The sequence below is a fragment of the Lacticaseibacillus sp. 22 genome, from assembly GCF_055413445.1.
The window spans coordinates 101,387-117,078 of record NZ_JBVAYD010000001.1 but is presented as its reverse complement, the minus strand read 5'-3'; the positions used below and the strand labels follow the sequence as shown (position 1 = coordinate 117,078).

Genomic DNA, 15,692 nt, shown 5'->3' with positions numbered 1-15,692 from the left:
CAAAATGGACATTCGTGACTTACTACTAAAAAATGTCATGATCATGGACCTCAAAGGCACCACCAAAGAGGCCGTGATTGATGAAATGGTTGCTAAATACCACGCGGAAGGCATTGTGACTGACGCTGACGAATATCGCAATGACATTTTAAAGCGTGAATCAGAATCAACTACCGGAATCGGTGAAGGCATTGCGATGCCGCATGCCAAAGACAGCGCGGTTACCCGGGCAACGGTTCTGTTTGCCAAAAGTACCAAAGGCGTTGACTTTAACGCATTAGACGGCCAGCCCGTGCACTTGTTCTTCATGATTGCCGCTCCCGAAGGCGCCAATAACGAACACTTAGCTGCTCTAGCTGCCTTGTCTTCACTTTTGATCAATCCAAAACTGGTCGCTGACTTAAAGCAGGCTAAAACCCCTGATGAAGTCATCGATCTTTTTGGAAAAGCACAAGCGGAAAAAGCAGCCAAGGACAAAGCTGAAGAAGAAGCGGAAAAAGCCCAAGAAGCCAAGGACAAAGCCGCTAAGCAAGCTGAGTTTAAAGACGAAAAGCGCAAAGAACGGCCATTTATCGTTGCCGTTACTGCCTGCCCAACTGGAATCGCCCATACGTACATGGCCGAAGCAGCTTTAAAAGAAACTGCCGAGAAAATGGGCGTTGATATTAAAGTCGAAACCAACGGCTCTGAAGGCATCAAGCACAAGCTAACCGATGCTGACATCAACCGTGCGGCCGGTGTCATCGTTGCCGCAGACAAAAAAGTTGCGATGGATCGGTTTAATGGCAAGAAATTGCTGAATCGCCCTGTCATTGATGGCATTAAGAAACCGCAAGAACTGATCGAAGAAACCCTTAAAGGTCAAGGCCAAGTCTTTCACGCTGCTGGTGAAGCCAACACCGAAACCAGTGAAAGTGAAGAGACTTCCGGCGGCACCCTCTGGAATCGCATTTATAAAGACCTCATGAATGGTGTCTCCAACATGTTACCATTCGTTGTTGGCGGCGGGATTATCATGGCGATCTCATTCATCCTGGAACAATGGCTGGGTAAGACCTCTATGTGGTTCACGTTCACGAATAATCTGGGTTCTTTTGCTTTTAGTTTCTTGGTCCCGGTATTAGCTGCTTATATTGCCGAATCTATCGGTGATCGCCCTGCCTTGATGCCTGGGTTTGTCGGTGGTTATATGGCAACCGTTGCCTCGGCATCGGTTGTGAAAGCGCAAAACCCGGCCGGCTTCCTTGGCGGTCTGGTTGCCGGGTTTGCTGCCGGCTGGATGATCGTGGGTCTTAAAAAAGCATTGGCTAAGATGCCGCGCTCATTAGACGGTATGCGGACCATTCTCCTTTATCCGGTCATCGGTCTTGCGATTATGGGGCTGTTAATGTTCTTCATTATCAACCCGATTTTTGCAGCGATCAACGGTGCACTCATTAACTTCCTTGAAGGTTTAGGTACTGGCAATGCCATTCTCATTGGCGTCATCCTAGCCGCCATGATGAGTATCGATATGGGTGGTCCTTTCAACAAAGCGGCCTATACGTTTGCAATTGGCGTTTATCAAGCATCTGGCTTTAAAGATGGTCGCTGGATGGCTGCCGTTATGATCGGCGGTATGATTCCACCATTGGCTATCGCGGTTGCTTCCACTTTCTTCCCGAAGAAATTCACCCTACAGGAACGCAATGCCGGCTTATCTAACTATGCGCTTGGTTTAACGTTCATTACTGAAGGTGCGATTCCGTTTGCAGCCACCGATCCATTGCACATCATCGGTAGCTCCGTAATCGGTTCTGCGATTGCCGGTGGTTTAACTCAGCTCTGGCACGTTAATGTTCCGGCTCCTCATGGCGGTGTCGTTGCACTCTTACTAACCGATCAGAAATTTGGCTTTATCATGTCATTGATTATCGGGACCATCATCGCCGCACTGATTCTTGGCTTCTGGCGTCCAGTTGCTAAAGAGAATCGCTAAGTCAAGATAAGCTTGTAAGCGTCACTTGATAGTGGTCATGGCTTAAATTAAAAACTCGCAGCTTTGAAAATGCGCTGCGAGTTTTTTTGTGCGTTTGAATGACGCTTTTTAAATTCGGTTTTCGGTTCTCAATAATCTTGTAAAAAAGCAGGCATCAAAAGGCAACGTTTGTCTTTTGGAACCTGCTTTTTCCATTGTCTTGAAAACGGCTCTAAAAAATTACCACGTTATCCGCATCATTTATACCCGACGTGCCGGCGTGGGATCTGCCGTTAACGAAAGCTTCAGTGCCTGGGCGACGCGTTTTGAAATGCCTAGCTCCTGAATATCTTCCAATGGTGCTTCTTTGATCTTTGTGATGGTCTTGAATTTACGCAGCAACTTTAAGCGTGTCTTGGGTCCGACGCCCTTAATTCCCTCAAGGCGCGATGCCAACGAGTTTTTGGCGTGAAGCTGGCGATGGAACGTGATGGCAAACCGGTGCACTTCATCCTGAATCCGTTCCAACAGGTAGAAGCCCTGCGACTTCGGATCCAGATTGATCATCTCGTCGGCGTGACCGAATAGCAAGGCAGCCGTCTTATGCTTATTGTTCTTGACCATTCCGGCAACCGGAATATCGAGATTCAATTCATTTTCCAGGACATCTTTAGCCGCGTTCATTTCAATCTCACCGCCGTCCATCAGAATCAAGTCCGGCAATGCCGCATGTTCCTTTAGCAGCCGCGTATATCGCCGGCGAATGACTTCGCGCGTATTGGCAGCTTCGTCAGCACCATTATGGGTTTTGTCCGCATCCAACTTGTATTTGCGATAATTGTTTTTAGCAGGTTGGCCATCGACAAATTGAACCATGGCAGACACCGGATCGGCACCTTGGATATGACTATGGTCAAATGCTTCTACTACATGGCCCATCGGTAACTTTAAGGCTGCCATCAGCTCTTTCATCGCCCCTACCGTTGTTCGATTATCTAATTCCATTAACCGAAACTTATCTTCCAGTTTAATCTTGCTGTTCTTGGCTGCTAGCGCCATCAGCTCGCGTTTTTCGCCTCGTTGGGGTGTGCGCACCGGTACTTCAAGGATATCGGCTAGCACCTTATTATCGAGCCCTGCAGGCACCAATACTTCACGCGGTTTAACGTTATTTTTCCGGCTGTAGAATTGTAAGATAAAAGATTCAAACTCTTCTTTAGCCGTATTGACCACCGGAAACAAGCGCGACTCACGCTTCATCAATCGCGCCTGGCGAATAAAGAAGACCTGAATGCTGATCCAGCCTTTATCCATATAAAAATTAAACAAGTCGCGCGTGGTATTATCCGTCGAAATAATCTTTTGCTTCTCAACCGTTTGCTCAATGTAATAAAGTTGATCCCGAATCTCGGCTGCCCGTTCAAATTGCAGATTCTTTGCCGCGCGCTCCATTTTGGCAGTCAAACTGGCCTTGGCCTTGCTGACATTACCGTTCAAAAAGCGTTTAATTCGCGCAATCTGATCGGTATATTCCTTCTCCGGGACGGTGCGAAAACAAGCGCCGAGACACTGCCCCATATGGTAATAAAGACACGGGCGACCCTGATAGCCGTTACAGCGGCGTAGTGGATACACTTTTTGAATAAAGTGCATGGTTTCCTGGGCAGCGTAAACATTGGGATAAGGGCCAAAATAGTAGCCGCCGTCTTTGCGAATCGTCCCGGTAATTTCAATCTTGGGGTCGCGTTCATTGGTGATCTTGATATAAGGGTAACCAGTCCCCTTTTTCAGCTTGATATTGTAATAAGGTTGGTACTTTTGAATCAACGTAATCTCAAGCAAGAACGCCTCTTTATTCGTAGAGGTCACAATGTAGTCAAAATCCGCCACTTGTGCCACCATTGCCGCTACTTTTCCGTCATGCGAACTCTTAAAGTAGGATCGAACCCGATTCTTGAGATTTTTGGCTTTGCCGACATAAATAATCTTCCCGTTGATGTCTTTCATTTGGTAGCTACCAGGAAGATCCGGCAGTAACGATAACTTATGTTCAATGTGTGCAGATGCCATTGTAAGCTCCTTATAAAACAAATGTTCGCCTAACATTATAAAGATTCTAAAATACGATTGCAAGCAGATAGCCTATACACATGCCAGCATGCTTGTCACATCTAGCCTGTACTTCTGCCTCAAACCTCATGATACCCCACCAGCTCGATTTCACAAAAAAAGCACCTTGCCCAGTATGTGCCAGACAAAGTACTTTGATGAAAATTATTGTGCGAGAATCTTAGAAAGAAAGTCTTGTGTCCGCTCTTCTTGAGGATGTTCGAAAAGCTGTTCAGGCGTGCCTTTTTCAAGAATCTTCCCGCCATCCATAAACCAGACTTGGTCGGCCACACTGCGGGCAAATCCCATTTCGTGCGTCACCACGACCATCGTCATTCCGGTTTTGGCAAGATCCTGCATGACCTTCAAAACTTCACCAACCATTTCCGGATCCAATGCACTCGTTGGTTCGTCAAAGAGCATCACATCAGGGTGCATCGCCAGCGCGCGGGCAATCGCCACCCGCTGTTGTTGACCACCGGAGAGGCTAGCAGGATAGGCATCGGCTTTTTCCGCCAAGCCAACTTGTTCCAACAGTTCCTTGGCTGTTTTGGTTGCTTCTTCATCCGTCACCGTTTTGACTTTTAACGGCGCCAGCTTGATGTTTTCTAGAACCGTCATATTCGGAAAAAGATTGAAGCTCTGGAACACCATCCCCATTTTCTCCCGGACATTATCCAACTGCTTTTCGCTAAGATCAACCAGGTTTGTTCCTTCAAAAAGGATTTCGCCTGCAGTTGGACGGTTCAACAGATTTAAACTGCGCAGGAAGGTACTTTTCCCGCCACCTGACGCACCGATCACGACAATCACATCGCCTTGGTCAATCGTTTCGCTAATATCATTCAAGACCACATTATCGCCAAACTTCTTGGTCAAGTGGTTGATTTGGATCAAAGGTTTATGCTGCATGATTCATCTTCCTTTCAAAGTGACTCAGGAGCTTGGATAGCCCGAATGTCAAAACAAAATATAAGACCATTGCGATCAGAATCGGCTGAACACCTTTATAAGTTGCGGTTTGAACCACCGTTAATTGATAGATCAAGTCCGTAACCCCAATGATCGAAACAATGGAACTTTCCTTAATCAGTGAGATAAACTCGTTTCCTAACGCTGGCCAAATGTTCTTGATGGCTTGCGGTAACACAACGCTGGTCATCGTTTGGCGCTCGGATAAGCCCAGCGAACGGGCCGCTTCAGTCTGACCAATCGGGATGCTATCAATCCCACTACGGATAATCTCGGCAACGTATGCAGCTGAATTAAGCGATACCGCGATCAACCCTGCTACTAGCGCTGGAATATCAATGAAAATGCCAATACCGAAGTAGACAAACATGACCTGAATCATCAACGGCGTACCACGGACGAACTCGATGTAGGCAACCCCAATGAGATGTGGCAATCGATGCTTACTCAACCGCAATAAAGCAAAGATCGTACCAAGTAAGACCCCAAAGAACGCCCCAATCGCACTGATGAGTAAAGTATACTCAACCCCTTTAAGGAAATAAGTCCAATAGTGCAGCATACTGGTATCTTCGGTATTCGTCTTCATGTAACTGCCAGCGGTTTTCAGATATTGCGGGATTAAATTCTTTTGTTTAATATCTGCTAAGCTCTTATTGGCCGCTGCGACTAAAGAATCAGATCCTTTGGCAAACCCGATAGCAGTCCCCATCGTGTCACTTGACAGATTAAAATGACCGGGAATTTCAACCAATTTATCATCGTTAGACGTATAGGCCTCAGCAACCGCACCTTCCGCGACAACCCCGGCGACTTTGTGGGTTTTTAGCGCCAGAATCAAATCGGTTACTTTTGTCAGTCCTAAAGTCGTACTGGACTTCATTTGGGTTTTTGCTAAGGTCTCCTGCAGACTACCGTTTTGAACGCCGACTTTCTTATTGGCAAAACTCTTGTGGTCTTTGTAAATCTTAGCATCCGTCTTATTAATCAGAATATCCTGACCCGATTTATAATACGTCTTGGAGAAATCAATTGACTTGCGGCGAGCATTAGTCGGTGACATGGCAGCCAGCACCATATCAACCTTGCCGGATTGCAGCGCCACTAGCAACGAGCTGAAATTCATCTGCTTGATGACTAACTTGACCCCAAGATCCTTGGCAATTTTGCGGGCAACTTCGACATCCATGCCGACAACCTGATTCTTGCCATTTTTATTCACCAAAAACTCGTATGGTGCATAATCAGGGCTAGTGCCCATCACAATCGTGCCTTTTTGTTGAATCTTTGCCAGGCTGTCATCTGCCTGGACAGTTTGCATATTTAAGGTCACAATTGCGGCAAAAACTGCGACCAAAGCGATTAACCAACGTTTCAAATGCGTCATAATACCCTCCTTGATTACAAGAATGTACTATACACGTAATTCAATTTTTATGCAATAAATATTCATATTTTGGTGACTCTTTTTTTAACTCGTAAAATCATCGAAAAACACGGCCTAGTTCTTAAATCGTTTTCAAGATCAACCTTTGGCCAAATATCGGCATTAGAAAAACCGGTTGTCAGTCTAGACGCTAATGCTGGTTGATGCTATACTTTCTCCAAGGAAAGGGGTGGCCGTGCATGGCACTTAAGATCAACACTCAAACCAACCTAAACGACATGTTCGATAAATTCGCAAGCATTCCCAGCGATAAAGAACAAGCTACCGGGCCAGATCCAAAACATCACGAAAAGATGACGAAAAAGTCTGATAAAGATAGCGCTAAAAAGCCGAAAAAGTAAAGTAACCATTTATGCTGATTTCCATACTCAAGCAAACAGAAAAGCGACTGCCGAAAATTTTTCGGAGGTCGCTTTTTTAGACGCTAAATCATTAGCTGCGTTTAAATATGTTCTGAATGGTGCTAAGTTCACTTTTTGGATTGCGGATAGCGTTTTGCCAATGCCTTAATATTACCAGCGGCAACATCATCAAAGTCAATGTCAGCCCACAATGCAATTTGAGAAAGATACCACAGCACATCCCCTAATTCGTGCTGTAATTTAACCTTATCTAAATCCTGACCCTGAAAGGTGTACTTTTTAATCAAGTCAATTGCTTCGCCGCTTTCACTTGCCAAGCCTAGCGATAAGTTGGTTAACACATGTTCGTTGCCAGCCAATGTGCGGTTAGCCTTCTGTTGATATTCATTAAAGTTCATTATTCATTTTCCCCCACTCCCGAAGTCTGACTCAACCAAGACCAAATCGCATCATAGCCTTCACCGGTGACTGCGGAAAACGGAATAACCGTGTCAGTCTGGTTTAAATCCAACCGTTGATTAATTTGCTTAACAACATGCAGCCGTTTACTTTTAGGCGTTTTGTCGATTTTCGTGGCGACCACTAAAGTCCTGAGCTGATAATACTTTAAATATTGATACATACTGATATCGTCGGCGGTTGGCTCATGACGACTATCCACCAGCAAGACAACCCCACGTAATGGTTGTCGCGTCGTAAGATAGGTCTCGATCATCGCTGCAAACTTTGCCCGAGCTGATTTGCTGACCTTGGCATACCCATAACCGGGAACGTCAACAAAAAACAGGCGACTATCAAGATCGTAAAAATTAAGCGTCTGGGTTTTCCCCGGAACGCTGGATGTTCTAGCCATCGCCTTACGCTTAATTAACTTATTGATCAGTGAAGATTTGCCAACATTACTGCGTCCGAGAAAGGCGATCTCCGGACGGCCATCTTCTGGATATTGCGCAGCCGCAACCGCACTGATTGTCAGTTTGACATCATGGACGTCCATCTTAAACGGCCTCCTTTTTTATTCATCTCTTTTAGTGGCACTCAAGCACCACTGCCTTCAATAGTTTAGCATATTTTAAAAGCTGACTGGGCCGCTAGCAGGAATTTACAAATCTTTATTCATGGTTGAGCCCAAACAAAGAGCACCAGGTTATCCAACCTGGTGCTCTTTGAAACCCTGCTTGCTTTAGGAGGCTTCACGGCCCTTGGTAAGCACTAATTGTGGTTTAGCCTTGCCTTCAACAGCAGACTTTGTGACGACTACCTTGTCGACATCGCTGCGACTAGGTAAGTCAAACATGGTGTCTTGCATGATGGCTTCCATGATAGAGCGCAAGCCACGCGCCCCAGTGTCACGTACAATCGCTTGATGGGCAATGGCCTTCAATGCGTTAGGTGTGAATTCAAGATCCGTATCATCGAGACTTAACAACTTCTGATACTGCTTAACCAACGCATTCTTCGGTTCGGTTAAAATCCGAACCAAGTCGCTTTCGTTGAGCTTCTCCAATGCTGCCAAAATCGGAATTCGGCCGATGAACTCAGGAATAATTCCAAATTGCATGAGGTCTTCCGGAATAATCTGCTGCATCAGTGACTTATCCGGATCCACTTGATTGGTGGAGTCGGTACCAAAGCCAATCGTCTTTTCGCCAATCCGGTTCTTGACAATATTTTCAATACCGTCAAAGGCACCGCCGACAATAAAGAGAATATTGGTGGTATCGATTTGGATAAACTCCTGTTGCGGATGTTTACGTCCACCCTGTGGCGGAACATTGGCAATCGTACCTTCCAAGATCTTCAACAAAGCTTGCTGAACGCCTTCACCGGAAACATCACGGGTAATCGAAACGTTCTCGGCTTTCTTGGCGATCTTGTCAATTTCGTCAATGTAAACGATACCCTTTTCAGCGCGCTCAACATCGTAATCAGCATTTTGCAGCAATTTAAGCAAAATGTTCTCGACGTCTTCGCCCACATAACCAGCTTCTGTTAACGTTGTCGCGTCCGCAATGGCAAATGGCACATTCAGGATCTTGGCTAAAGTCTGCGCCAAGAATGTTTTCCCTGAACCGGTTGGGCCGATCAGTGCGATGTTACTCTTTTGGAGTTCAGTATCGTCTTTTGTCGCAGTCTGCATCTGGTTAACGCGCTTGTAGTGATTATAAACGGCAACCGAAAGTGCTTTTTTCGCAGCATCCTGCCCAATCACGTAATCATTAAGTGATTTCATGATTTCGATTGGCTTAGGGACTTCGAGCAGATTCTGATAGGCTTCTTCTTTAAATTCTTCGTCAATGATCTCTTTGCAGAGGTCGATACATTCATTACAAATATAAACCCCAGGGCCAGCAACGATTTTCTTCACTTGATCCTGAGACTTGCCACAAAAAGAGCAAGTCACCGGACCCGTTGTTTCAACGTTGTCAAACATCTAATTCAACCCTTTCTTGTTACCTTCATTCTACCAGAACCGTCAAGTACCGACTAGCAACTAACCGCTATGCCAATGTCAAGGGATCTGTTCGGCTTTTTGGACCTGTTAAGACGACAAAAGAGACGATCAAGGATCGTCTCTTTGACGCGATTGTGACAACTATTTAGCTGACTTCTTGTCAGAATCAGCCTTATCAGCTGTTTCATCCTTGGCCGCTTCAACCTCTTTGGCATTGTCAGTAATGATGTCGATGGCTTCTTTAACCCCAATATCGTGCTTGAGCATATCTTCACTCAATGCCTGACGAACGGCTTTTTCATCCATGTTGTATTCGGAAGCTAAATTCTTAACTTCTTCGGTCACTTGATCTTCAGTTGGCTGAATATCTTCTGCCTTAACGATGGCTTCAAGAACCAAGTTAGTACGAACCCGAGTTTCTGCATCGGCTTCAAACTGTTTATGCAGATCTTCTTCAGTCGTACCGGTCAATTGATAGTACATCTTAGGACTGATACCTTGGCGTTGCATATTGCCTAGGTATTGATCCATTTGATTATGCACTTCTTGTTCAATCATCGCATTTGGCACTTCTTCGATCGTTGCGTTCTCGGTAGCCTTCTTGATGGCCGCTTCCTGAACCGCATTCTTGGCCGCTTCTTTACGCTGATCGGTCAATTCTTTCTTGATCTTGTCTTTTAACTCAGCCAATGTATCGACATCATCATCAAGATCCTTGGCAAAGTCATCGTCTAATTCTGGCAATTCCTTGACCTTAACTTCATGAATGGTGGTTTTGAATTCAGCTGCTTTACCAGCAAGATCGGTTGCCTTGTAGTCTTCTGGGAACGTAACATTGACGGTTACTTCATCGCCAGATTTATGGCCGACCAATTGTTCTTCAAAGCCAGGGATAAATGAATTTGAGCCGAGTTCCAAACTATAGTTCTTGGAAGAACCGCCGTCAAATTCTTTGCCATCAATGGTGCCGACGTAATCAATCACAACGGTATCACCATTTTCAGCTGCCTTGTCGTCTTTAACCACGAGTTCGGCTTGTTGTTCGCGGCGCTTTTCCAATTCAGCGTTAACGTCGTCGTCAGATACTTCAACGTCTTGCTTAGGCACTTCAACGCCCTTGTATTGGCCAAGTTTAACTTCTGGCTTAACCGTTACGTTAGCCTTGATCACCCAAGGCTTGCCTTCGTCCATGGACTCAACGTCAATTTTTGGTTGGTCAACCGGGTCAATACCGGATTCCTTAACCGCTGCTTCATAAGCATCTGGTAACAAGATGTTCAAGGCGTCTTCATATAACGCGGCATCACCATACATCCGTTTGAAAACGGTCCGGCTAACTTTGCCCTTCCGAAATCCAGGGACGGTCAGGTTCTTACGAACACGTTGAAACGCCTGGTCTAAGCCTTCTTGAATTTTTGGTAAATCGATTTCAAAGGTGAGTTCACCATCATTGGTGCCCTTTTTTTCCCATTTTGCAGACATGCTGTACCTCCGACAATTAGTCTCGCAATTCACATTGCATACTTAATGTATGATACCCGAAACCGGTGGGAAAGTAAACGTTGTGACAAAAAAAGCCTTGTCGCAACTTGATTTTTTCTGATTTTCACAAACTGCGCATGAACCTAAGAATAACAATCGCAACAACAGCAATCACGTAAACTGTAAATCATAGAGTTCCTTGTAGCGTCCGTTTTGGGCCATTAACTGCTCGTGATTCCCCGCTTCAACAATTCGCCCATGTGCTAATACAAGAATCTTATCCGCGTGCCGCACGGTGGAAAGCCGGTGCGCGATAACGATCGATGTCCGGTCAGTCATTAGCCGATCAAAACTGGTTTGCACAAAACGCTCCGACTCATTATCCAATGCGGCGGTTGCTTCATCAAGGATGACGATCGGCGCATTTTTCAAGAAAACTCGCGCGATTGCGATGCGCTGCTTTTGCCCGCCTGATAACCGAATTCCGCGCTCACCTACCTGCGTCGCCAGTCCTTGAGGCAAACTGCGGATAAAAGCTGCAATGTTAGCGGCCTCTGCTGCTTGCCAAATGGCCGCCTCACTGGCAGATGATGTGCCATATTCAAGGTTCTGCTGAATGGTGCCATCAAGCAAGATCACATCTTGCGAGACAATGGCAATTTGTTGCCGTAAACTCATCAGATCCGCCTGACGCAAATCGATGCCATCCATCAAAATACGCCCACTAGTGGGATCGTAAAACCGCGCCAATAAATTTGTAATCGTTGTTTTTCCGGCGCCTGACGACCCAACCAGTGCCACGACTTCTTCTTTTTCGATGGTAAAGTCGACATCCTGCAGTACTGGCACAGCCTCATCGTAACTGAAATCTACGTGATCAAACTGGATTCGTTTCTGAAATCGCGGCAAGTGGACAGCATTTGGCGGCGAAACAATTTGCGGAGTCGCTGCCTGCAATGCTTCAATCCGTTCAAACGAAACCGTTGCCTGCTGTAATTGTTGAATCAACCCGGTCAGTTGGCGAATGGGCGCCTGCAAAATGCCAAGATAGGCAGTATAAGCGACGATCAAGCCAATCGTAAACTGACCATGCATCACCTGAATCGCACCAAAGCCTAAAATAATTGCCGTTCCCAAATAATTGACGAAATCGGTTAGCGGTGAAAAAGTCGCGCTGAGTTTGGTCGCTTTAAGTTGATAATCGCGGTTACGTGCATTGGCTTGTTGAAAGGTCCTTGCCGTTGTGGCTTCGGTCGTAAAGCTTTTAATCAGCCCGATACTCGTCAAAGCCTGTTGAATTTGATTATTCATCATGCCAGAGCTTGCCCGCACCCGCCGATAAGCAGCACGAATGTTGCGAACGAAAATATTATTCAGAATAAACAAAACCGGAAAAGTTAATAAAATCAGCCCGGTCAGTTGCCAGTCCTGAACGATCATCAGCACCAGTACGACGACAAAACTGAGTAAGCTGCCAAATAGACCCAATGTATTGCTCGATATTAAACGCTGTAACGTATTGACGTCACTCGTGAGCACCACCATCAAATCACCCGTTTGACTCGTTTCAAAATACCGCATATCTAATCCCAGCGTATGGCGAAACAAGTCATCGCGCATGCGGGCAATTGCATGCAAACTCACCTGACCGATCCAATAAGTACTAAGACCGCTTAACCACCCAGCCATAGCCGTCAGCAAGAGCGCCATCGCAATCACGCCCATTAGTGTTCCCATCGCACGTTGCGGAATGACCTGATCAATGACATATTGCGTTAATCGCGGCACCAGATACGAAGCCACCGCCACCCCTACCAATGCCGCAATAATACGGAACAATTGACGTTTCATATCTGCCAGCTGATGCCAGAAAAATGCGATCATCCGCCAAGTTGTTGATTTCGTCAAATGAATGGCCCCCTTTTCCGAGACTTTATCATATAACAATAGTTTTAGTTTAGCGATTAAAACGCTTAGCCTCTTGTATAAGTATTGACTAATTTCACAGAAAGTCTCATCATACAACCCAACATAACCTAAGAAAGAAGGCTTCGTTGATGGGCTACCCAATTGGTAAATTTTCAAAATTGGTTTCACTGTCAATTGATACGTTGCGATACTACGAAAAAGAACACTTGATTATTCCCGACCGCGATCAAAATAATCGACGGACCTACTCAGATGCTGATCAGCGCTGGATTGCATTCATCAAGCGGCTAAAAGCAACTGGCATGCCCATCAAGGAAATCAAAACTTATGCCCGTTTACGTTATCAAGGCAATAGCACCATTGACGAACGTCTGAAGTTACTCTTCACGCAAAAATCCCGGTTAGCGGCACAACGCCGGGAAATTGATGCCCATATTGCATTTTTAGAAAACAAAATCACGACCTATCATCAGCTAAAAGCCAAATTAACCACAGAAAATTCAAAAAAGTGATTGACATGGAGTTAACTCCAGCATTTAGAGTGAAGCTATCCTAAATGAAAGAGGTCATGAACATGTCAGAAAAAACACGATTAGAAAATGGTCAGGAGACGCTTGCCCAAGTTGACGGTGAGGCTGCGGCCAACGTTATGCATTCGTTAGCCGACATTGCGCCTGATGTTGGTAAATATATTTTGGAATTTGCTTTTAGCGATATTTACAACCGTCCCGGCTTGGATCTAAAACAGCGGGAAATGATCACCGTGACCGCGCTGCTTATCCAAGGCGATACCGCCGACCAACTACAGGTTCATCTCAATGGTGCACTCAATGTCGGTCTGACTAAAACCGAAGTTGTCGAAACGATGATTCACTGCATTCCTTATATTGGCTTTCCTCGGGTACTAAATGGCTTAACGGTTGCCCGGCACGTTTTCGAAACCAGATGAGTCCCTTGAAACAAGCACAACGTTTACAGCAGGCAGCAACCCTTATTCGCCAACATCACCAAATCGTTGCCTTCACTGGTGCCGGTATCTCCACAGAATCTGGCATTCCAGATTTGAACGGGATTGATCAAATCTTAAAAAAATCACACAAATTTGCTGGTGACGTATTTCGTTTTCTTGATCCAGAAGAAGTCAGCGCCGACCCGTCCGCTTTCTACCAGCTATACCGCCAGACGTTCTGTCAGCCGGAAGCGTTACCCAACAGAGCCCATCAAGCGTTAGTGCAGCTCGAACAGGCTAACAAGCTGCTTGGTGTGGTGACGATGAATGTTGACTATCTCCATCAAACAGCCGGAACCCGTCATGTTGCCGAATACTGGGACGATGTCCGGCATAATCACTGCACGATTTGTCATCATTCTTATGACTGGCAAAAACCGTCAACCAGCACTGTGCCGACTTGCCCCAATTGTGGCGGACTGATTTTACCTGACTTCGTTTTAAGACACCTGGCAACCTACCCAGACGAAATAAAATATGGTCAGCAAATGCTCGCACAAGCGGACCTCTTGTTAATCATTGGCACGCGCCGTCCTGCCACCAGTTTTCGATTAAACTGTCCAAAAATTGTCATCAATACCTCTCAATCTGCTAGAGACAGTTTGCATGAGTCAAATACCATTTATTTATCTGGTAAGGCTGCTGAACTTCTCCATGACATCGTAGCGTAACAGCTGCAATCAAAGTTTTGGAAGTAGCGACCATTTTTCGAGAACATATAGAAAGAAGCGAATCTTTTATGGTGAGTTACAACAATCAATTTTTTCATGGTGAACGTTCTCTGTTTGGTCAGGAAAATGCCACCATTGTCAAAACGACTTTTGGAAAAGGTGAATCTCCTCTGAAGGAAAGTCGCAATATTAAACTAGATCAGTCAATTTTTCAATATAAGTATCCACTTTGGTACAGCCAGCACATCACGATGTCTAACACCATCTTCGAAACCATGGCGCGGTCAGGCATCTGGTATACGAATGACATCACTATGTCCGATAGTACAATTCAAGCACCAAAAACTTTTCGCCGTAGCCAGAATATTCGCCTAAAAAACGTTCATTTTTTCCGATGCCAGTGAAAGTTTGTGGAACTGCAATCACATTAGACTCGACCATGTGCAAGCAAATGGGAACTATTTTGGTATGAATAGCACAAACATTGTCGCCGACCACCTCGATTTGATTGGTGATTACGCCTTTGATGGTGCTAAAAATGTTGAAATTCATCATTCCACGCTTGTAACCAAAGATGCATTTTGGAACTGTGAGAACATTACTATCTATGATTCCACTATTAATGGTGCTTATCTAGGCTGGAATACAAAAAATCTGACGCTTATCAATTGTACAATCGAGAGCAATCAGGGGTTATGTTATGTTGATCATTTAACAATGAAAAACTGCGCACTGCTTCATTCCGATTTGGTCTTTGAATACAGCACCAATATCAATGCCGATATTTGTTCCGATATTGTCAGCGTCAAGAATCCAAGCAGCGGCAACATCCGAGTACAATCGATCGGTAACATCATTCTGGAAGCGGACAAAATTGAACCAGCTAAAACCAAGATTACAGTGACACAGCCAAGCGAAATTAAACAGTCAGCTTAATTTTAAATCCCTTCCTTGATCACTCAGAGCGGCTAATGTTTTGCAGTTACTTGGTTTACCTAATCCCTGCTGAAAATAGCCCAAAAAATCTCAAGCCAAACACGACTTGAGATTTTTTGGTGTCATGATTCGATAAAATAATCTTTGATTTCCCAAGGCTGTTCAAGCGTCAAAATCTTGAAACGTAAAATACCTGCGATTATTCATTCCTTATCCATTATTATTGACCTGACACGCAACCCTGTAATCATCACCGGCTCGCGCTCACTTTCTATAACGCGTTCCCCAGCGCAGAAGTCTGCGTGTAAAGACCCTGAGGCGCAATGGCCAAAGCCCGGCCATTATGCCTCATATGTTCCAGCT

General features: G+C 45.3%; 13 protein-coding genes and 1 pseudogene. 6 read left to right on the top strand and 8 right to left on the bottom strand.

All coding sequences use genetic code 11. The annotated features are described in order from the left end of the window. Positions 1 to 4 precede the first annotated feature (4 nt). On the top strand, positions 5 to 1,978 hold the full coding sequence (locus ACWP87_RS00510) for a PTS fructose transporter subunit IIABC (RefSeq protein WP_005686490.1): 1,974 nt from the start codon (positions 5 to 7) through the stop codon (positions 1,976 to 1,978). A 240-nt stretch (positions 1,979 to 2,218) separates the two neighbouring features. Here ACWP87_RS00510 and uvrC read toward each other — a convergent pair whose 3' ends face one another. From uvrC to ACWP87_RS00495, 3 genes are all read right to left on the bottom strand, one after another. Next, positions 2,219 to 4,027 carry an excinuclease ABC subunit UvrC gene (gene uvrC / locus ACWP87_RS00505; protein ID WP_005685661.1) on the bottom strand — a complete coding sequence of 603 codons (1,809 nt, stop codon included), beginning with the start codon at positions 4,025 to 4,027 and terminating at the stop codon, positions 2,219 to 2,221. Positions 4,028 to 4,231: 204 nt separating this feature from the next. Further along, positions 4,232 to 4,978 (bottom strand): amino acid ABC transporter ATP-binding protein, encoded by a 747-nt coding sequence (locus tag ACWP87_RS00500; protein ID WP_005685660.1) that lies wholly within the window; start codon positions 4,976 to 4,978, stop codon positions 4,232 to 4,234. Further along, complete coding sequence (locus ACWP87_RS00495) at positions 4,968 to 6,425, bottom strand: ABC transporter substrate-binding protein/permease (RefSeq protein ID WP_005685659.1); 1,458 nt, start codon at positions 6,423 to 6,425, stop codon at positions 4,968 to 4,970. Before ACWP87_RS00495 ends, ACWP87_RS00500 begins: the two co-directional genes overlap by 11 nt. A gap of 239 nt (positions 6,426 to 6,664) precedes the next feature. Here ACWP87_RS00495 and ACWP87_RS00490 point away from each other — a divergent pair, with 239 nt between their 5' ends. Then, on the top strand, positions 6,665 to 6,826 hold the full coding sequence (locus tag ACWP87_RS00490) for an SPJ_0845 family protein (protein WP_005685658.1): 162 nt from the start codon (positions 6,665 to 6,667) through the stop codon (positions 6,824 to 6,826). Positions 6,827 to 6,954: 128 nt separating this feature from the next. Here ACWP87_RS00490 and ACWP87_RS00485 read toward each other — a convergent pair whose 3' ends face one another. From ACWP87_RS00485 to ACWP87_RS00465, 5 genes are all read right to left on the bottom strand, one after another. Beyond that, entirely contained in the window at positions 6,955 to 7,245 is a 291-nt protein-coding gene (locus ACWP87_RS00485) for a nucleoside triphosphate pyrophosphohydrolase family protein (protein ID WP_005685657.1), read from the bottom strand. Beyond that, the gene (gene yihA, locus ACWP87_RS00480) at positions 7,245 to 7,844 is read right to left on the bottom strand and encodes a ribosome biogenesis GTP-binding protein YihA/YsxC (RefSeq protein ID WP_005685656.1); all 600 of its coding nucleotides are present in this window, start codon (positions 7,842 to 7,844) and stop codon (positions 7,245 to 7,247) included. Before yihA ends, ACWP87_RS00485 begins: the two co-directional genes overlap by 1 nt. Before the next feature lie 186 nt (positions 7,845 to 8,030). Then, entirely contained in the window at positions 8,031 to 9,281 is a 1,251-nt protein-coding gene (clpX, locus tag ACWP87_RS00475; protein WP_005685655.1) for an ATP-dependent Clp protease ATP-binding subunit ClpX, read from the bottom strand. Positions 9,282 to 9,443: 162 nt separating this feature from the next. After that, positions 9,444 to 10,784, bottom strand: a complete 1,341-nt coding sequence (gene tig / locus ACWP87_RS00470; RefSeq protein ID WP_005689230.1) for a trigger factor — start codon at positions 10,782 to 10,784, stop codon at positions 9,444 to 9,446. Positions 10,785 to 10,955: 171 nt separating this feature from the next. Beyond that, the gene (locus ACWP87_RS00465) at positions 10,956 to 12,692 is read right to left on the bottom strand and encodes an ABC transporter ATP-binding protein (RefSeq protein ID WP_014569619.1); all 1,737 of its coding nucleotides are present in this window, start codon (positions 12,690 to 12,692) and stop codon (positions 10,956 to 10,958) included. 149 nt (positions 12,693 to 12,841) lie between these two features. Here ACWP87_RS00465 and ACWP87_RS00460 point away from each other — a divergent pair, with 149 nt between their 5' ends. From ACWP87_RS00460 to ACWP87_RS00445, 4 genes and pseudogenes are all read left to right on the top strand, one after another. Next, a complete protein-coding gene (locus ACWP87_RS00460; RefSeq protein WP_014569618.1) occupies positions 12,842 to 13,225 on the top strand; it encodes a MerR family transcriptional regulator in 384 nt (127 codons plus the stop codon). Positions 13,226 to 13,287: 62 nt separating this feature from the next. Beyond that, positions 13,288 to 13,662 (top strand): carboxymuconolactone decarboxylase family protein, encoded by a 375-nt coding sequence (locus ACWP87_RS00455; RefSeq protein ID WP_005715694.1) that lies wholly within the window; start codon positions 13,288 to 13,290, stop codon positions 13,660 to 13,662. A 5-nt stretch (positions 13,663 to 13,667) separates the two neighbouring features. Beyond that, positions 13,668 to 14,393, top strand: coding sequence for an SIR2 family NAD-dependent protein deacylase (locus tag ACWP87_RS00450; RefSeq protein ID WP_014569617.1), 726 nt, complete (start codon positions 13,668 to 13,670; stop codon positions 14,391 to 14,393). A 68-nt stretch (positions 14,394 to 14,461) separates the two neighbouring features. Next, positions 14,462 to 15,329: pseudogene (locus ACWP87_RS00445) on the top strand (DUF3737 family protein). Positions 15,330 to 15,692: the final 363 nt, after the last annotated feature.